17 protein-coding genes are annotated in these 17,058 nt (G+C 70.0%); 12 read left to right on the forward strand and 5 right to left on the reverse strand.

Annotated elements, in window-relative coordinates; translation table 11 throughout:
- Positions 1-189 precede the first annotated feature (189 nt).
- From ABZ565_RS01500 to ABZ565_RS01510, 3 genes are all read right to left on the reverse strand, one after another.
- Positions 190-1,944, reverse strand: coding sequence for an NAD+ synthase (locus ABZ565_RS01500; protein WP_361018970.1), 1,755 nt, complete (start codon positions 1,942-1,944; stop codon positions 190-192).
- Between the two features lie 72 nt (positions 1,945-2,016).
- Positions 2,017-2,448: a CBS domain-containing protein gene (locus ABZ565_RS01505; RefSeq protein WP_361018973.1), complete on the reverse strand. Its 432-nt coding sequence runs from the start codon at positions 2,446-2,448 to the stop codon at positions 2,017-2,019.
- Positions 2,449-2,604: 156 nt separating this feature from the next.
- Positions 2,605-3,291: a DUF3105 domain-containing protein gene (locus ABZ565_RS01510; protein ID WP_361018976.1), complete on the reverse strand. Its 687-nt coding sequence runs from the start codon at positions 3,289-3,291 to the stop codon at positions 2,605-2,607.
- 220 nt (positions 3,292-3,511) lie between these two features.
- Here ABZ565_RS01510 and glnA point away from each other — a divergent pair, with 220 nt between their 5' ends.
- The 7 genes from glnA to ABZ565_RS01545 all read left to right on the forward strand — a co-directional run bounded on the left by glnA (position 3,512) and on the right by ABZ565_RS01545 (position 10,525).
- Entirely contained in the window at positions 3,512-4,873 is a 1,362-nt protein-coding gene (glnA, locus tag ABZ565_RS01515) for a type I glutamate--ammonia ligase (protein WP_018518530.1), read from the forward strand.
- A 95-nt stretch (positions 4,874-4,968) separates the two neighbouring features.
- Positions 4,969-5,958, forward strand: coding sequence for a CehA/McbA family metallohydrolase (locus tag ABZ565_RS01520; protein ID WP_361018980.1), 990 nt, complete (start codon positions 4,969-4,971; stop codon positions 5,956-5,958).
- 146 nt (positions 5,959-6,104) lie between these two features.
- Positions 6,105-7,115, forward strand: coding sequence for a HAMP domain-containing sensor histidine kinase (locus tag ABZ565_RS01525; RefSeq protein ID WP_361018983.1), 1,011 nt, complete (start codon positions 6,105-6,107; stop codon positions 7,113-7,115).
- Positions 7,090-8,091 carry a response regulator gene (locus ABZ565_RS01530; protein WP_361018985.1) on the forward strand — a complete coding sequence of 334 codons (1,002 nt, stop codon included), beginning with the start codon at positions 7,090-7,092 and terminating at the stop codon, positions 8,089-8,091. Before ABZ565_RS01525 ends, ABZ565_RS01530 begins: the two co-directional genes overlap by 26 nt.
- Before the next feature lie 123 nt (positions 8,092-8,214).
- Entirely contained in the window at positions 8,215-8,829 is a 615-nt protein-coding gene (locus tag ABZ565_RS01535) for a hypothetical protein (protein WP_361018988.1), read from the forward strand.
- Positions 8,830-8,882: 53 nt separating this feature from the next.
- On the forward strand, positions 8,883-10,136 hold the full coding sequence (locus ABZ565_RS01540; RefSeq protein ID WP_361018991.1) for a helix-turn-helix transcriptional regulator: 1,254 nt from the start codon (positions 8,883-8,885) through the stop codon (positions 10,134-10,136).
- A gap of 14 nt (positions 10,137-10,150) precedes the next feature.
- Positions 10,151-10,525 carry a hypothetical protein gene (locus ABZ565_RS01545; protein WP_361018994.1) on the forward strand — a complete coding sequence of 125 codons (375 nt, stop codon included), beginning with the start codon at positions 10,151-10,153 and terminating at the stop codon, positions 10,523-10,525.
- 170 nt (positions 10,526-10,695) lie between these two features.
- Here the strand turns inward: ABZ565_RS01545 and ABZ565_RS01550 are convergent, their stop codons facing one another.
- Together ABZ565_RS01550 and ABZ565_RS01555 are read right to left on the reverse strand one after the other, a co-directional pair.
- Positions 10,696-11,313 carry a hypothetical protein gene (locus ABZ565_RS01550; RefSeq protein ID WP_361018997.1) on the reverse strand — a complete coding sequence of 206 codons (618 nt, stop codon included), beginning with the start codon at positions 11,311-11,313 and terminating at the stop codon, positions 10,696-10,698.
- Between the two features lie 9 nt (positions 11,314-11,322).
- Positions 11,323-11,748, reverse strand: coding sequence for a contact-dependent growth inhibition system immunity protein (locus ABZ565_RS01555; protein WP_361019000.1), 426 nt, complete (start codon positions 11,746-11,748; stop codon positions 11,323-11,325).
- 199 nt (positions 11,749-11,947) lie between these two features.
- On the opposite strand from ABZ565_RS01555, the gene ABZ565_RS01560 reads away from it, so the two are divergent.
- From ABZ565_RS01560 to ABZ565_RS01580, 5 genes are all read left to right on the forward strand, one after another.
- Positions 11,948-12,319, forward strand: coding sequence for a tetratricopeptide repeat protein (locus ABZ565_RS01560; protein ID WP_361019003.1), 372 nt, complete (start codon positions 11,948-11,950; stop codon positions 12,317-12,319).
- Positions 12,316-12,651: a hypothetical protein gene (locus tag ABZ565_RS01565; RefSeq protein ID WP_361019006.1), complete on the forward strand. Its 336-nt coding sequence runs from the start codon at positions 12,316-12,318 to the stop codon at positions 12,649-12,651. Before ABZ565_RS01560 ends, ABZ565_RS01565 begins: the two co-directional genes overlap by 4 nt.
- 54 nt (positions 12,652-12,705) lie before the next feature.
- The gene (locus ABZ565_RS01570; protein WP_361019009.1) at positions 12,706-12,930 is read left to right on the forward strand and encodes a hypothetical protein; all 225 of its coding nucleotides are present in this window, start codon (positions 12,706-12,708) and stop codon (positions 12,928-12,930) included.
- Positions 12,931-13,094: 164 nt separating this feature from the next.
- Positions 13,095-13,898: a putative protein N(5)-glutamine methyltransferase gene (locus ABZ565_RS01575; protein WP_361019013.1), complete on the forward strand. Its 804-nt coding sequence runs from the start codon at positions 13,095-13,097 to the stop codon at positions 13,896-13,898.
- 85 nt (positions 13,899-13,983) lie between these two features.
- Positions 13,984-16,974, forward strand: coding sequence for a bifunctional [glutamine synthetase] adenylyltransferase/[glutamine synthetase]-adenylyl-L-tyrosine phosphorylase (locus tag ABZ565_RS01580; protein ID WP_361019016.1), 2,991 nt, complete (start codon positions 13,984-13,986; stop codon positions 16,972-16,974).
- Positions 16,975-17,058 lie beyond the last annotated feature (84 nt).

Below are 17,058 nucleotides of genomic sequence, written 5' to 3' on the forward strand. Positions count from 1 at the left end.
AGTGGGCCGCACCTGACCAGCGACGTCGGCGACTTCGGCCGAAAACAAGCTGTCCGGGGCTGAGGACGAACCCCCAGCCCCGGACGGGTCGCGGCTCATCAGCGGCGACCGGCCACAAACAAGCCCGTCCGGCGCTCAAGGACAACCCCCAGCCCCGGACGGGCGCATGTATCAAAGAATCCGCGGGCTTCAGACCGCCTCGCGCCACCGATTCGTGATCGGCAGCCGCCGGTCCTTCCCGAACCCCTTCGGTGAGATCTTCGTCCCCGGCGGATACTGCCGCCGCTTGTACTCCGCCGTGTCCACCATCCGCAGCGTCTTCGCCACCAGCGCCCGGTCGAACCCGGCCGCGACGATCGCTTCGATCCCCTGGTCCCGGTCCACGTACAGTTCGAGGATGCGGTCCAGCACGTCGTAGTCCGGCAGCGAGTCCGTGTCCACCTGGCCGGGCCGCAGCTCGGCGCTCGGCGGCTTCGTGATGGACGCCTCCGGGATCGGCGGGGTCTGCCCGCGCTCCTCGGCGGCCCGGTTGCGCCACTTCGCCAGCCGGAACACCGACGTCTTGTACATATCCTTGATCGGCCCGTACGCGCCGACGGAGTCCCCGTACAGCGTCGAGTAGCCGACCGCCAGCTCCGACTTGTTGCCCGGGGCCAGGACGATCTGGCCCTCCTGGTTGGAGATGGCCATCAGCATCGTGCCGCGCAGCCGCGACTGCAGGTTCTCCTCGGCGAGCCCGGTCAGCCCCAGCGACCCCATGTACGCGTCGAACATCGGCTCGATCGGGATGGTCCGGAAGTTGAGCCCGGTGCGCCGGGCCAGCTCGGCGGCGTCGTCCTTGGAGTGGTCCGAGGAGTACTTGGACGGCATCGAGACCCCGTACACCTGCTGCGCCCCCAGCGCGTCGCAGGCGATCGCGGCGACCAGGGCCGAGTCGATGCCGCCGGAGAGCCCGATGAGCACGCTGTTGAAGCCGTTCTTCGCGGCGTAGGCCCGCAGGCCGACGACCAGGGCGGTGTACAGCTCCTCGTCGTCGTCCAGCCGGTCCGCGTACCCGCCGGCGAGCTCGGCCCCGTACGCCGGCAGGGGCTCCTCGGAGAGGACCACGTGGTCGATCCGCAGTCCGTCGGCGACCACGCCGGACGGCGCGTCCGTCGGGGCGGCGGGCAGGTCCAGGTCGAGGATCACGCTGCCCTCGGCGAACTGCGGGGCGCGGGCGATGACCTCGCCCTCCCGGTCGACCACGATCGAGTCGCCGTCGAAGACCAGCTCGTCCTGGCCGCCGATCATCGCGAGGTAGGCGGTCGTGCAGCCGGCCTCACGGGCGCGCTTGCGGACCAGCTCCAGCCGGGTGTCGTCCTTGTCCCGCTCGTACGGCGAGGCGTTGACGGACAGCAGCAGCCCGGCCCCGGCGGCGCGCGCGGCCGGGACGCGGCCGCCGTCCTGCCACAGGTCCTCGCAGATCGCGAGGGCGACATCGATGCCGTGCACGCGTACGACCGGCATCGAGTCGCCCGGCACGAAGTACCGGAACTCGTCGAAGACGCCGTAGTTCGGCAGGTGGTGCTTGGCGAAGTTCAGCGCGATCCCGCCGCGGTGCAGCACCGCGGCGGCGTTGCGCGGCGAGCCGGCCGGCTGGCCGTAGCGCTCCGCCGCGAACTCCGATCGGTCGAGGTAGCCGACGAGGACGGGGATCTCCCCGAAGCCCTCCGCGTCGAGGCGGGCGGCGAGCGCGCGCAGCGCCGCCCGTGACGCCTCGACGAAGGACGACCGCAGGGCCAGGTCCTCGACGGGGTAGCCGGTCAGCACCATCTCGGGGAACGCCACGAAGTGGGCGCCCTGTTCGGCGGAGTGCCGGGTCCAGTGGACGATCGCCTCGGCGTTGCCGGCGAGGTCGCCGACGGTCGAGTCGATCTGATTCAGTGCGAGGCGTAGTTGAGGCACGCGGCCCACTCTAATCGTCTGACTGACGCGATGCCCGGGCGGGCCGTGCGGAAGGACTACGCCGCGGCGGGTTCAGTGGTGCGAGCGCGAGTAGACCTGCTCCGCCCAGTCGGCGATCTGGTCGTCCGAGAGGTGCCGGGCGAGGTCCGCCTCGCTGATCATGCCGACCAGCTTCTTGTTCTCGATGACGGGCAGCCGGCGGATCTGGTGGTTCTGCATCTGCTCCAGCACCGCTTCCACGTCCGCGTCCGCGTCGATCCAGCGGGGCGTGCCCTGGGCGAGGTCGCCCGCGGTGACCTTGGACGGGTCCCGGCCCTCCGCCACGCAGCCGACCACGATGTCGCGGTCCGTGAGGATGCCGATCATCCGGTCCTCCTCACCGCTGGCCGAGATGGGCAGTGCGCCGACGTGGTGCTCGCGCATCAGCTGGGCGGCGCGGTCGAGGGTCTCGTGCGCCGGGATCCAGGTGGCGCCGGTGTGCATGATGTCCTTGGCGGTGGTCATGGGGGATTCCTCCTGCGTACCGAGGGGCAGCCGTACATACATCCCCGAGCGAACCCATCGTCATGGGCCCGTTCGGGGGATGCGACCGCTGTAGCCCATTCGGGTGCATTTACGGTACGAGGGAACTTTCCGGGCCCTCCGTTCCCGTCACCCGGGTCAGGAGCCGTCGAGGCCACCCGTGCAGGCCGCGCCCGGCTCGGGGGTCTGCGGCCCCTGCACGTAATGCGCGAAGAACTGCGCCACGCGCGGGTCGTCCGCGCCGTCGACGGTGACCTGCTTGCCCCAGGCGCTCAGCATGATGGCCCCGGCCTGGTCCTTGTACGGGCTCATGAGCGAGTACGGCGTGCCGGAGACCCGGTCGGCGAGCTTCTGGAGGTCGGCGGCGGGCGCGTCGTCGGTGTACGTCACCCAGACCGAACCGTGCTCCAGGGCGTGCACGGCGTTCACGTCGGGGATGGCCTTCTTGTAGACCTCGCCGTCGCAGTTCATCCAGACCGGGTTGTGGTCCCCGCCGACCGGAGGCTTCATGGGGTAGTCGACGTCGTCGGTCACATGGTTGCGGGTGAGTTTCTTCGCGTCCCACGACTTCTCGCCCTTGATCGGCCCGGTGGCCAGGTTCTCGTCCTTCTCACCGGCGGAGGGCGTGCCACCCTTCCCGTCGGCGGTCATCGAACTGTCCGGACCGTCGGAGTCCGACTTGTCGATGATCGTGTACGAACCGAAGGCGACGAGCCCGGCGACGACGACAGCACTGAGGCTCACGGTCAGGATCCGGTTGCGGCGGTCCCGCGTGCGGTCGGCGTTGCGCATCTGCTCTATGCGGGCCCTGCGGTCGTAGCTCATGGCGTGTGGTCCTTCTGCGAAGGGGGACGGGGAGCGGCGGCTCGGGGTGACGGGGCGGTTCCCGCCCGTACACACCACGGCCGCCGATCGTAGTGGGTGGCCGAGTGCTCCATGTCACGTCGGGTGCGTAATCTGGGGGAAATCCGGGGTCGCGATACTGGAGTCTCTCCCCAGCCCCGGGAGGTGGAGCACGGACCGTCTGAACTGCAAGGATGTGGCTATGGACAAGCAGCAGGAATTCGTCCTCAGGACCCTTGAGGAGCGCGACATCCGGTTCGTACGGCTGTGGTTCACCGATGTCCTCGGGTACCTGAAGTCCGTGGCGGTGGCTCCGGCCGAGCTGGAACAGGCGTTTGACGAGGGCATCGGCTTCGACGGCTCCGCGATCGAGGGCTTCGCGCGCGTCTACGAGTCGGACATGATCGCCAAGCCGGACCCGGGCACGTTCCAGATCCTGCCGTGGCGCGCTGAGGCACCGGGCACCGCCCGGATGTTCTGCGACATCCTCATGCCGGACGGCTCACCGTCCTTCGCGGACCCGCGCTTCGTGCTCAAGCGCATCCTGGCCAAGACCTCGGACCTGGGCTTCACCTTCTACACCCACCCGGAGATCGAGTTCTTCCTGCTGAAGGACAAGCCGGTGGACGGCACCCGGCCCACCCCGGCCGACAGCTCCGGCTACTTCGACCACACCCCGCAGAACGTCGGCATGGACTTCCGCCGCCAGGCGATCACCATGCTCGAATCCATGGGCATCTCGGTCGAGTTCAGCCACCACGAGGGCGCGCCCGGCCAGCAGGAGATCGACCTGCGGTACGCGGACGCGCTGTCGACGGCCGACAACATCATGACGTTCCGCCTGGTCATGAAGCAGGTGGCGCTGGAGCAGGGCGTGCAGGCGACGTTCATGCCGAAGCCGTTCTCGGAGTACCCCGGCTCCGGCATGCACACCCACCTCTCCCTCTTCGAGGGCGACCGCAACGCGTTCTACGAGTCCGGCGCGGAGTACCAGCTCTCCAAGGTCGGCCGCTCCTTCATCGCGGGCCTCCTGCGGCACGCCGCGGAGATCTCCGCCGTCACCAACCAGTGGGTCAACTCCTACAAGCGCATCTGGGGCGGCTCCTCCCGCGCCGCGGGCGCCGGCGGCGAGGCCCCCTCGTACATCTGCTGGGGCCACAACAACCGCTCCGCGCTGATCCGCGTCCCCATGTACAAGCCCGGCAAGACCGGCTCGGCCCGCGTCGAGGTCCGCTCCATCGACTCCGGCGCCAACCCGTACCTCACCTACGCGGTCCTCCTCGCCGCCGGCCTCAAGGGCATCGAGGAAGGCTACGAACTCCCGGCCGGCGCCGACGACGACGTCTGGGCCCTCTCCGACGCGGAACGCCGCGCGATGGGCATCGAACCACTCCCGCAGAACCTGGGCGAGGCGATCTCCCTGATGGAGAAGAGCGAACTGGTCGCGGAGACCCTGGGCGAGCACGTCTTCGACTTCTTCCTCCGCAACAAGAAGCGCGAGTGGGAGGAGTACCGCAGCGAGGTCACGGCCTTCGAACTGAAGAACCTGCTGCCGGTGTTGTAAGGCGCGGCTCGGAAAGCGCAAGGCGGGCGGGGCACTCGGTTCGACCGGGTTGCCCCGCCCGTGTGCCGGGTCGGCAGACCCGTCGGAGGAGAGGCATGTCGAGTCCGGAGTTTCCTCCGGTGCGGGCGGCGGGGCGCGGGGCGGCCTGGTACCGAGGCGACTGTCACGTCCACTCCGTCCACTCGGACGGTGAGCTCACCCCGGAGGGGCTGGCCGCCAGGGCGCGCGCCATGAGGCTCGACTTCATCGCGACGACGGAGCACAACGCGGCTGCGAAGCCGGGTGCCTGGGGCCATCTGGCCGCCGATGACTTCTTGATCCTCCTGGGCGAGGAGGTCACCACGAAGACCGGGCACTGGCTCGCCCTGGGTCTCGCTCCCGGCAAGGTCATCGACTGGAACCACCAGACCGGGGACGGACGGGTGGGCGAGTGCCTGGACCAGGTCCATCGAGCAGGGGGCGTGTGCGTGGCCGCACACCCACGTGCGCCGTACCCGTCGGGCGACTTCATGTTCCCGTTCCCCGGCTTCGACGTGGTGGAGGTCTGGAACGGACTGTGGGCGTCGGACCGCCCCTGGAACGCCGACAACGAGGCGGCCCTGGCCGAGTGGGCGCGGACCCTGGCAGCGGATGTCCGTACGGGCTCGTGGCGACCGGCGATGGGTAACAGCGACACCCACCTGGAGGGGCAGATCGGTATCCCTCACACCGTGGTCCTCGCCGAGGAACTGAGCACGACGGCCGTCCTGGCCGGAATCCGCGCGGGCCGCAGCTGGATCGCCGAATCGGCGGACGTGGACGGGTCGTTCACCGCCCACGCCGATGATCGCGCCGCCGGACTGGGAGAGCGCCTTGCGACTCATGGCGGGCAGGTGGAGATCCGCGCGGCCGTACGAGGCGTCCCGGCGGGGACCATCAGCTTCCACACGGACCGGGGCAGGGTTCACCAGGCGTTGCTGCCCGATGACGGCGCCGGAGCGGTGCGGTGGCCCACGACGGCGGAGCAGTCGGCGTTCGTCCGTATCGAGGTCCGCCACCCCAACGGGCACGTCGCCGCACTCACCAATCCGATCGTCCTGGTCTGACCGCTCGTCCCTTGCTGCGACTTCTCCTGCCGCTGACCTGTCCCGACAGCACGAGCCGAAGACAGTACTGCCCCCGTTTTGTTCCAGCGGAGCGGTGACGGAGCTGGGAAGCGCGGCCTAATCTGGGCGCATTGCCGAGGGGGGCCATGAGCGAGACCATCACCGGACTCTTGTCAGGGACGACTGCGGGTGCCGTCGCGATGTTGGCCCTGTGGTTTGCCGTCAGGCAGTCCAGACGGGCGGACGAAAGGACGTACGAACTCGCGAGGTCGATCGAGGAGATGAGGAAGACTCTGCGCCTGCAGCAGTACGAGGCGTCGGAGGCGGCCAGGTCTCAGCGCTTGGTCCCGGAGCTGCTTGAACGCCTGCCCGATGAGATCGCCTTCCGGGTATGGCAGGACACGAAACGCCGGACGCAGCGCGTCACCAACGTGACAGCCGACATTGTCCACCTGAGCTCGGCCGACGTGAGCGGCGAACGGGCCAGGCTGACACAGGAGATCGCCCACTCGCTCGGCACCCCGCTGGCCCAGATCGAGGTTGCGGCGCTGTCCATGGAGTCCCTCTCGGTGGGTGGGGACGAGACTGCGGAGCGCGCTGTCCGGCGCATCCGGGAGGGCGTCGAGATATGCAAGTGCTTCATCAACGCGTACAGGAACTACGGAACCCTTCAGAAGGGTGTGGGGGAGTCCTTCACGGGCGCGGGTGCGGAGGCGCTGATCATGGCGCTCGATTTCTACTCGGACGCGGCCGGTAAACCGATCCATGCGGAGGTCGGTGAAATTCCGGAGTCCTTTGTCGGGTACTCGAACGACTTCGTTATCGCCGCGCTTCTGCCGCTTCTCGAAAACTCCGTCGACGCGTCTCCGGAGCGTGGGCGGATCGCGGTGAAATTTGCGAGAAGGCCGGACGCCATCTCGTTCACCATCTCCAACATGTGCGCGAGCGGACCGCCGGGCGGCGAGATCTTCGACCGGGGATACACCACCAAGAGCGGGCATCAGGGCGTGGGCCTGTCCGTGAGCAAGGGCCTGATCGAGGGCTACGCGGGCGGCGAGATATCGATGGCTGTGGACGATGACGAGGTCACGTTCACCGTTGCGTTGCCCTTCCGGAGAGAGGAGGACGGCGATGTACTCGGTACTGGTGGTCGATGACTCGCACAGCATGGCTGATCAGCTCGCTGAACTGATCACCGTGCAGACCGGCTTCCGCGTGCTGGCCTGCAGCCGGCCGGAAGACGCCCTAGCGGCCGTTCAGGAGCACCCGATCCGGGTCGCCCTGCTGGACCAGCGGATGCCGCTCAAGAGCGGCACCGAGCTCTACCGCGAGCTTCAGCTAGTGAACCCCACGCTCAAGGCCGTCATGGTCACCGGAGAAGCGAGCTCGAACGAGGTCGGTCAGGCGATGACCCTCGGGTTCTCGGATTATCTCGCCAAGGGTGAGATCGCGAGTGTTTCCGAGGTCGTCCTCAAATGGCATACCCAATACGAGGTGGACCGGGCGGCTCAATGGCGTGTCGGCGCCCCTGAAATCCTCCATTCCGAACGGAGGAAATACCTGCTCTTCGGCGACAGGGTCAGGTACTACCTGGCCGGGGTCAAGGTCCTTGACGAAGCGTATGTGCTTCCGGGCGGCTGGGCCACGGTCCAGCAGATCAACGCGGGCCAGGAGAAGAAGTACACGTACAGCACGTCCGTCAAAGAGACGTTCATCGTGGAGACGTCCCAGCAATACAACGCCAAGGGAAGCCTGGCGGCGGACATCGCGAGGAAGACGAAGGTCGGCGCACGCATCGAGGCGGCGGTCACCCGGATCGTGAAGAAGGCCCGGACGACCGAGACGACGGCCACGGCGTCGACAGAGGAGTCGTATCGGCTTCCTGAGGAGTCGTCGGACCCGGCGGAGAACTATGTGAAGTCCCGCCACATCGAGAGCGCCCCCGTCTACAAGAAGCTACGCCTCTCCTTTGTGAAGGCGTGCAACTGCTGTCACGAGGACACGTCGGTCCCGTTGGTGGTGCTGGTGTTCGACGACGCCTACGCGACCAGGCACACGGACTACTACCGCGACGGAACGTCGGAGGTCATCGAAACCGGCCACATCCGCCGTCCCGCCCCGGACACCGCGTAGCCCGGACCTCCCGGGCCCGGTTCCTGGCCAGGCGGCAGATTGATCGTCGCGTCGGTGGCCGGCTCCGGCCAGTGCGGCGGGTCCAGCTCATCGAGCGTGCGGTCGAGGCGCAGCGGAAGGGCCATGGCGTTCATCGTCGGTCTCGGCCCACGTATGCCGCCCGTCGTGGCCGGCGAACAGGCAACAGGCGTCGCCGTCGTGCCAGGGGGCAGTGGACGTGCAGTCCGGGAGAATGCTCAGCTCGATGTCGGCGTCGTGCCACCGGAGCCACAGGGCGATGACTGGACCGGCCTCGCCAAGGAGTCCGTAGTGCGGGCCGTCCGTGTGGCGGGGGAGTTGGCACTGCACGGCCGCATCGACGCATCCCGATCCCGTGATCTGGCGCGCCTCGTCGGCGAGGGCAAGCGGCAGCCGACGCCAGAGCGTGCACCGCATCACAGCGCCGTTCGGGTGGGGCAGGCGGTGCAGCGCGGGCACATGCACGGCGGGAACACGTCGGAGCCGATGGGCGCCATCCGGTCGCTGTCCGCCGTTACGTCCGTCCTCGGTCCCCACGACCGGCCGGAGTCGCGGGAGACCCGGAGAGTCATGACCACCTGCGCGTCGCTGTCGTTCGTCAAAGATTCTCTTCCCGTGGTCATGATCGAACTCCTCGGTGATCTCGTGTGTCCGTCCTGGTCGACAACAGAAAATCGCGCGAAGTCGCAGGTCTCCACGGCACCTATGCGGCACTCTTGATGCAGATTCGGGCATGGCGCGGAGCCGGTCGGATTCGGAGTGAGGGAGGCGTCATGGGGCTGGCGGATCGGCGCAGGACGCTGGGCTGCAGTCAGGAGAAGCTGGCTGAGCTGGTGGGCGTGGACCGTACGACGGTCGGGCGCTGGGAGAGGGGCGTGATCCAGCCCCAACCGCCTCAGAGGCGCCGCTTGGCGTTAGCGCTGGAAGTCGGCCTTCCCGAGCTGGACGCTCTTCTGTCACCATCACGAGCTTCCGGACAGGGAGCGGTCGGTCACGAGTCCGCACAGTCCCACGACGCGGGAGACCCCGACGAAATGATTCGCCGTGAATTCCTTCGGATACTGACCATCAGCGGGGCCCTGACCATCCTGCCGGTGGAAGAGGCCGAAGCGCTTGTCGACGGTGTGCGCCGGGGAGAGCCGGCCGACTTCGCCCGCATGAACGTCCACCTCTGGCAGGTCTATCAGTTGGCCCGCTCCAAGGGTTCTGTCTACCCGGTCGTCCGGGATCAGCTGGCCGCCCTCACCGATGCTCTCGGCGGCCACAGGGGAAGCCCGCGTCCTCTGTTGAACGCGGCGGCCGACCTGTTTCAGCTCGCCGGTGAGGTGGCGTTCGACGGCAGCAGATACGCCGACGCGGCGGCTTCGTACTCCTTGGCGGCATCAGTCGGCAAGGACGCCGACGCGTACGACCTGTGGGCGTGCGCACTCGTACGCCATGCCTATGTCGACATGTCGGAGCGGCGCTATCAGCAGGCCGCGCAGATGCTCGGGGCAGCCGCGAGGCTGGCGGAGCGGGGTGACAGCCACCTCTCGACGCGCCACTGGGTCGCCTCGGTTCAGGCGGAGGCGTTCGCCGGTCTCGGCGATCTGGACGCGTGCGAGCGTGCGATGGATCAGGCGGATCGCGTAAGAGACCTGCCTGAGGCCGGCGTCAGCGGTGGTTGGCTCAGGTTCGACGGTGCGCGCCTCACCGAGGAGCGAGGCTCGCGGTACGTGCAACTCGGCCGCTTGGATCTGGCAGAGCGGGCGTTGCACGAGGCACTGAAGCAGACCGCCCTGGCGTCGGGACCCTCCTACCGGCGACGTGCTTCGGTGCTTGTCGACCTGGCTGCCGTCGGTGCGAAGCGGCGCGATCCCGAGCAGGTGGTCACGTACGGAACCGAAGCCGTCGGCCTGGCGCGCGCCTCAGGGTCCGGCTATGTCGCCCGTAGACTCCGTGCCCTGCGTGACGAGTTCGGCCCCTTGGATCGCGACCAGCGTGTCGTGGAGCTGGGGGCGGAGATCGGCTTGCTCAACACAGCGTGAGGAAAGGTGTGTTCATGTCGCAGACCGAAGGCGCGCGTCTGTTTCGGGAGAGTTGGATCGCCGGGGTGCGGCGGCACTTTCCCGGGGAGCCCAAGGCCGGGTACGTCACGCCGTGGGAGGAGACGCCGCAGTGGGAGCGGGAGGCGGCCGGGGCGGTGTACGCGCAGGTGCGGCAGTTCGTCGAGGTGAGCGGCGGGCACGTGGCGCGGCTGTCGCGGGAGCAGAAGGGGCGGTTCGTCGCGTTGTGCTGGACGGCCCAGATGTACAAGCACTTCGAGGAGCCGAAGCCCGGGTACGTCGCGGACTGGGACGGGTTGCCCGCGTGGCAGCGGGAGACCGACGCTGACATCTTCGAAGCCATTGAGGCCGTGCGGCGGCTCGCGACGTAGCGGAGTGGTCGACGCCGGGGACGTCATTCAGGGAGGCCGGTTGATGCGACTGGTCGAGCCACCGGGCTCGCCCCTGAATCACCACCGACCGCGCCCGGATCAGGCACCGGGCCCGCAGCCGGCCGCTCGCCAACTGCCGCACGCGTACGAGAAGACAGCCGCCATCGGCCCTAGTCGAGTCCGGCGACCGGCTCGGTGAAGTCCCTGGTCAAGGCAGTGGGGTCGCTGGGCGCGGCCAGTGGTGTTCGTCGGGTGGCTCTCGCACCGGCGTCCACGGTGACGCCCAGGTCGCGCCGCATCGCCTCTCTCGTGACGCCTATGAGAGACCAGAGCGCATGCTGCCCTTCGGCGGCCGAGCGCATGGTCTCGCCCGGGCGGGGGCTTCCCTGTTCCAGGCGCTTGATCTGTCCATAGACCCCGTTCAGCGCCTCGTTCAGTTCGTGAGCCGGAACGATCACCGCGTCGGGGGCGATCATCAGGGCTTCGGACCATCGGTCACGGTAGTCATCCTTGGTGCCTTCCAGCGCCGATACGTCCTCCTGCCCGACGGTGTGATCCCGCATGAGGTACAGGTGTCGGCTGAGTGCCGTCGCGAACTGCCGCGCGTCCCGGTGCAGTTGTGTGTAACAGCTCCTGCGTGTCTCACGATTCTCGCGAGCTTCCTGGATGGCATGGGCCATCTCCAACTCACGCTTCTTGGCGCGGTCGGCGCCCCGCTGGGTGAGCAGCGCGCCCCCAAGTGTTCCCGCTACACCGGTGATCGCGATCAGTACCGCCCCCATGTCCATTCGGTCACCCTAGATGGCGTCACTTGGCCGCGCGCTGAAGCGGGCCATGTCGTCCTCGGCGCCTTGGGGAAGAGCGTCGTAGGCCGACTCCGGCAGGGCCGTGACGGCGGCACGCAGCTCCTCCGCGACCTCCGGCAGTGGAGCCCAGACTGCCGGTGGGACGTTCACGGTGGCGAGCAGTAGGTCGCCCGGGTAGAAGTACGCGTCGAGCAGCGGATCGTCCACCAGGAGGCGCACGGCGAGCGGTACGACGTACGGCAGGGCCACCTGCTGGGAGACGAGCGTGCGCAGGTCCGCCGGGCGCAGTTCGCGCAGCGGTACGCGCCGCAGCGCGTGCACCTTCCGTACCAGGTGGGTCGCATCGGCGGGCGGATCCGGCCAACGTGGCGGATCCAGCTCATCGAGCGTGCGGTCGAGGTGCAGCGGAAGGTTCATGGCGTTCATTGTCGGCCGCGCCGTATGTGTGCCATCCGGCGCGGCAGTGGGAACCCGGACACCCGTGCGAGCCGTCCCTACCGTAGACGTCGGTGTGACCGGGAGGACGTGTATGTCGCGAGGTTGGAAGGTCGTTGCGGCTCTGCTGGCCGTCGGGGGCGTTGCCGAGGTGGTGCGCAGGCGGCGGAGGGCGGACTGGATGGGGCGGGCGATCAGGGAGCTCGACGTCCGGGACCGGGTGTTGCGCACGGAGGATTCCGGGACTCTCGACCTTCGGCACGAGGCCCATCGGCTACGTGAACTGGGCGACGCCGCAGGCGCGTTGGAGGTCCACGGGCGATTGCTGTCCGCCCGGGCGGAGGCGCTGGGCGGGGATCATCCGCAGGTGCTCGTCACGCGCTTCAATCACGCCGGCCATCGATGGGAGGCCGGGGACAGGGCCGGAGCTCTGATGGCGTACGAACAAGTCCTGGCCGACATGGTGCGGGTGCTGGGGGAGGACGATCCCAGTACGTCGTGGACCCGGAACGTGCTGGCGAGCCGGAAGAAGGAAGTGGAGGACACCCCGTGACCACCCTGTGGCGCCCCACGGGACCCGAAGAACTGGACCTGGTGCGCGACCTGAACTGGCGCGCCTGGCCTCCGCGCCTCCCGGAGCAGCCGATCTTCTACCCGGTCCTCAACGAGGACTACGCGATCCGGATCGCCCGCGACTGGAACGTCCAGCACAGCGGCGTCGGTTACGTGACCCGCTTCGAGGTCGAGACCGAATTCCTGAGCCGGTACCCGGTGCAGCAGGCCGGCGGGCGGACGATCCTCGAACTGTGGGTCCCGGCAGAGGAGCTGGACGACTTCAACGCGCACATCGTGGGCGAGATCGAGGTGACCCACGAGTTCCGCTGAGGCTGCTCCCTGCCCGACAATGGGCGGAACCAGGGGGAACGGGGGAGGCACACCATGTACGCGGTTCTCATTGTGTTCGGGCTGCTCCTGAGCACCATCGTGTTCCTGATCGTGAAGGTGAACCTGCGGCAGCGGCGGCGTACGCACAACTTCGACGGTCAGGAGATCGAGCGGCACCACAGCGCGGAGATACGCCACATCCGCGCCGCCAACACCTCGGTCGCCGTCCACAACAGCTTCGTCAACGGCGGCAACGAGTACAGGCCCGGAAGGCGCTGAAACCTGAGGTAGTCTTTCGCATCCCCGCACGGGGACGTAACCAAGGAGGTGGGACCCATTACCGCTGTATCGACCCGGGTGCTCCCCTCCCGTGAACGCGTGGCCGACCGGATCTGAACCGGCCGCGGAGCACCCCTCGGCGTTCATCCGAAAGGCTCCGCACCATGCCGGTCCCGCTGTCACCGTCCGACCTGTCCTCCCTCGTCGCCACCCTCCGCGCCGCCGGCTGCGTCTTCGCCGAGGACGAGGCCGGGCTCATCGCCGCCACCGCCACCGATCCCGCCCAGGTCGCCGCCATGGCCGAACGGCGCGCCGCCGGGCACCCCCTGGAACACGTCCTCGGCTGGGCCGAGTTCGCCGGGCTGCGGATCGCCGTCGACCCCGGCGTCTTCGTCCCCCGCCGCCGCACCGAGTTCCTGATCGACCGGGCCGTCGCCCTCGCCCCGGACCCGGCCGTCGTGGTCGACCTGTGCTGCGGCTCCGGCGCGCTCGGCGCCGCCCTCGCCGCCGCCCTGGACCGGGTCGAGCTGCACGCCGCCGATGTCGAGCCCGCCGCCGTACGCTGCGCCCGGCGCAACATCGGGGACCGGGGGCGGGTGTACGAGGGCGACCTCTTCGCACCCCTGCCGGGCGCCCTGCGCGGGCGCGTCGACGTGCTCCTCGCCAATGTGCCGTACGTACCGACCGGCGATGTCGCCCTGCTCCCCGCCGAGGCCCGCGTCCACGAACCGCTCGTCGCGCTCGACGGCGGCGGCGACGGCCTCGACGTCCTGCGCCGGGTCGCCGCGGAGGCGCCCCGCTGGCTCGCCCCGGGCGGCAGCCTCCTGGTCGAGACGAGCGAGCGGCAGGCGGAGACCGCGGCGAAGGTCCTGGCGGACGGCGGGCTCGTGGCGTGCGTCGACTCCTGCGAGGAGCGGTACGCGACCGTCGTCACCGGGTCGCTGCCGGCGCGGCCCACGGCGCCGTGACCGGGACGCCGAAGGCGCGGGGCGTCCGTACCGCCTAAACTCCGAAGGCTGGGAGCTGATCGGGCGGCGAGCGGGAGAGCGCGGGATGACCATGGTGCCGGGACGCAGGAGCAGTACGTTCACCCGACTGCTGCGGCACGGTTTCACCGACCCGTCCGCCGCCGAGCGGCTGCTCGACCTGCCGGACTTCTCGTCCGTACGCTCCGACTCCGTGCTCCTCGACGCGCTCGGCGCCACCGCCGACCCCGACCTCGCGCTGCGCGGCCTCGTCCGGCTGGTCGAGGCGGAGGAGGCGGGGGAGCGGCAGATCCTGCTGGACACGCTGGTCACCGCCAAGCCGCTGCGGGACCGGCTGCTCGGGGTGCTCGGCGCGTCCGAGGCGCTCGGCGACCACCTGGCCAGGCACCCCCGCGACTGGCAGGCCCTCGTCACGTACGAGGCCGCCGACCTGCACCCCGGGGTCGCCGAGTTCGAGCAGGAGCTCGCCGGGGCGGACGGGCCGGACGCCCTGCGCGTCGGCTACCGGCGGTGCCTGCTGTCCATCGCCGCGCGGGACGTCTGCGGGACGACCGATGTCGCCGAGACCGCCGCCGAGCTGGCCGACCTCGCCACCGCGACCCTGCGCGCCGCCCTCCGTATCGCGTCGGCCGCCGCCCCCGACGACGCCGCGCAGTGCCGGCTGGCGGTCATCGCGATGGGCAAGTGCGGCGGGCACGAGCTGAACTACGTCTCCGACGTGGACGTCATCTTCGTCGCCGAGCCCGCCGACGGGGCCGAGGAGAGCAAGGCCATGCAGGCCGCGACCCGGCTCGCCTCGCACCTCATGCGGATCTGCTCCGACACCACCGTCGAGGGCACCATCTGGCCCGTCGACGCCAATCTCCGCCCCGAGGGCCGCAACGGCCCCCTCGTCCGCACGCTCTCCTCGCACCTCGCGTACTACCAGCGCTGGGCCAAGACCTGGGAGTTCCAGGCGCTGCTCAAGGCCCGGCCGGTGGCCGGGGACCGGGCGCTCGGCGAGGAGTACGTCGAGGCCGTCTCACCGCTCGTCTGGCAGGCGGCCGACCGGGAGAACTTCGTCCCCGACGTGCAGAAGATGCGCCGCCGCGTGGTCGACACGATCCCCGCCGACCGCGTCGACCGGGAGCTGAAGCTCGGCCCCGGCGGGCTGCGGGACGTCGAGTTCGCCGTACAGCTCCTCCAGCTCGTGCACGGCCGCAGCGACCCCGCCCTGCGCAGCGGATCGACCCTGGAGGCGCTGGGCGCGCTCGCCGGGGGCGGTTACGTGGGACGCGTCGACGCCGTACAGCTGGACGACGCCTACCGCTTCCTGCGCGCCATGGAGCACCGCATCCAGCTCTACCGGCTGCGCCGCACCCACCTCGTCCCCGACGAGGAGCCCGACCTGCGGCGCCTCGGCCGCTCCCTCGGGCTGCGCACCGACCCCATCGCCGAGCTGAACCAGGCGTGGCGGCGGCACGCGTCCGTGGTGCGCCGGCTGCACGAGAAGCTGTTCTACCGGCCGCTGCTGGACGCCGTCGCCCAGCTCGCGCCCGGCGAGTCCCGGCTCAGCACCAAGGCCGCCGCCGCCCGGCTCGTCGCCCTCGGTTACGAGGACCCGGCCGCCGCCCTGCGGCACCTGGAGGCCCTGTCGTCCGGGGTCTCCCGCAAGGCCGCCATCCAGCGCACCCTGCTGCCGGTGCTCCTCGGCTGGTTCGCGGACTCCGCCGACCCGGACGCCGGGCTCCTCGGCTTCCGCAAGGTGTCCGACGCCCTCGGCAAGACCCCCTGGTACCTGCGGCTCCTGCGCGACGAGGGGGCCGCCGCCGAAAATCTCGCCCGGGTCCTGTCGGCCGGCCGGCTCGCCCCGGACCTGCTGATGCGTGCGCCCGAGGCCGTCTCCATCCTCGGCGACCCGCAGGGCCTCGCCCCGCGCAGCCGGGTCCACCTGGAGCAGGAGGTGCTGGCCGCCGTCGGCCGCGCGGACGACGCCGAGTCGGCCGTCGCGGTGGTGCGCGGGGTGCGCAGGCGCGAGCTGTTCCGCACGACGGCCGCCGACCTCATCGGCTCGTACGGCACGGAGGACAGCCCCGCCGAGTCCGACCCCGGCGCCCTCGTGGACCGGGTCGGCGGCGCCGTCACGGACCTGAACGCCGTCACGATCGCCGGCGCCCTGCGCGCCGCCGTCCGCGCGGAGTGGGGCGACACCCTGCCGACCCGGTTCGCCGTCATCGGCATGGGGCGGTTCGGCGGGCACGAGCTGGGGTACGGCTCCGACGCGGACGTCCTCTTCGTGCACGAGCCCCGGGAGGGCGTGGACGAGCAGGAAGCGAGCCGGGCGGCGAACCGGGTGGTCTCCGAGATGCGGCGCCTCCTCCAGCTGCCCACCGCGGACCCGCCGCTGCTCATCGATCCCGACCTGCGCCCCGAGGGCAAGAACGGGCCCCTCGTACGCACCCTGAAGTCGTACGACGCGTACTACCGGCGCTGGTCCCTCGGCTGGGAGAGCCAGGCTCTGCTGCGGGCCGAGCCGATGGCCGGGGACCTGGACCTGGGCGCGGAGTTCGTGGAGCTCATCGACCCCCTGCGGTATCCGGTGGACGGGCTGGGGGATGACGCCGTCCGCGAGATCCGGCGGCTCAAGGCCCGGATGGAGTCGGAGCGCCTGCCGCGCGGCGCGGACCCGACGCTCCACACGAAACTGGGGCGCGGCGGGCTCAGCGACGTCGAGTGGACGGTCCAGCTGATGCAGATGCGCCACGGCCACGAGGTCCCCGGCCTGCGGACCACCCGCACCCGCGCGGCCCTGGCCGCGGCGCGCGCGGCGGACCTGATCTCCGAGGACGACGCGCAGACCCTGGACGAGGCGTGGGTCCTGGCGACACGCGTCCGCAACGCGGTGATGCTCGTACGGGGGCGCCCCGGCGACACGTTCCCCTCGGTCCCGCGCGAGCTGACCGCCGTCGGGCGGTACCTGGGGTACGAGGAGGGGCACGTGGGGGACATGCTCGACGACTACCGCCGGGTGACGCGGCGGGCGCGGGGGGTTGTGGAGGAGCGGTTCTACGGGGGCTGAGCGGGGCCCCTCCGGGGGTTTCGTGGGGCGCTGCCCCACAACCGCCTCCTCAATCGCCGCAGGGGCTTGATTTGTCCGCTGCCC

This window comes from Streptomyces sp. NPDC016469, assembly GCF_040632905.1.
Classification (GTDB): domain Bacteria; phylum Actinomycetota; class Actinomycetes; order Streptomycetales; family Streptomycetaceae; genus Streptomyces.

Coding starts and splice junctions, on each gene's coding strand:
- ABZ565_RS01505 (WP_361018973.1), bottom strand. CDS start 2,448: ATGACCACCGCCAAGGACATCATGCACACCGGCGCCACCTGGATCCCG.
- ABZ565_RS01510 (WP_361018976.1), bottom strand. CDS start 3,291: ATGAGCTACGACCGCAGGGCCCGCATAGAGCAGATGCGCAACGCCGAC.
- glnA (WP_018518530.1), top strand. CDS start 3,512: ATGGACAAGCAGCAGGAATTCGTCCTCAGGACCCTTGAGGAGCGCGAC.
- ABZ565_RS01520 (WP_361018980.1), top strand. CDS start 4,969: ATGTCGAGTCCGGAGTTTCCTCCGGTGCGGGCGGCGGGGCGCGGGGCG.
- ABZ565_RS01525 (WP_361018983.1), top strand. CDS start 6,105: ATGAGCGAGACCATCACCGGACTCTTGTCAGGGACGACTGCGGGTGCC.
- ABZ565_RS01530 (WP_361018985.1), top strand. CDS start 7,090: ATGTACTCGGTACTGGTGGTCGATGACTCGCACAGCATGGCTGATCAG.
- ABZ565_RS01535 (WP_361018988.1), top strand. CDS start 8,215: ATGGCGTTCATCGTCGGTCTCGGCCCACGTATGCCGCCCGTCGTGGCC.
- ABZ565_RS01540 (WP_361018991.1), top strand. CDS start 8,883: ATGGGGCTGGCGGATCGGCGCAGGACGCTGGGCTGCAGTCAGGAGAAG.
- ABZ565_RS01545 (WP_361018994.1), top strand. CDS start 10,151: ATGTCGCAGACCGAAGGCGCGCGTCTGTTTCGGGAGAGTTGGATCGCC.
- ABZ565_RS01550 (WP_361018997.1), bottom strand. CDS start 11,313: ATGGACATGGGGGCGGTACTGATCGCGATCACCGGTGTAGCGGGAACA.
- ABZ565_RS01555 (WP_361019000.1), bottom strand. CDS start 11,748: ATGAACCTTCCGCTGCACCTCGACCGCACGCTCGATGAGCTGGATCCG.
- ABZ565_RS01560 (WP_361019003.1), top strand. CDS start 11,948: ATGGGGCGGGCGATCAGGGAGCTCGACGTCCGGGACCGGGTGTTGCGC.
- ABZ565_RS01570 (WP_361019009.1), top strand. CDS start 12,706: ATGTACGCGGTTCTCATTGTGTTCGGGCTGCTCCTGAGCACCATCGTG.
- ABZ565_RS01575 (WP_361019013.1), top strand. CDS start 13,095: ATGCCGGTCCCGCTGTCACCGTCCGACCTGTCCTCCCTCGTCGCCACC.
- ABZ565_RS01580 (WP_361019016.1), top strand. CDS start 13,984: ATGACCATGGTGCCGGGACGCAGGAGCAGTACGTTCACCCGACTGCTG.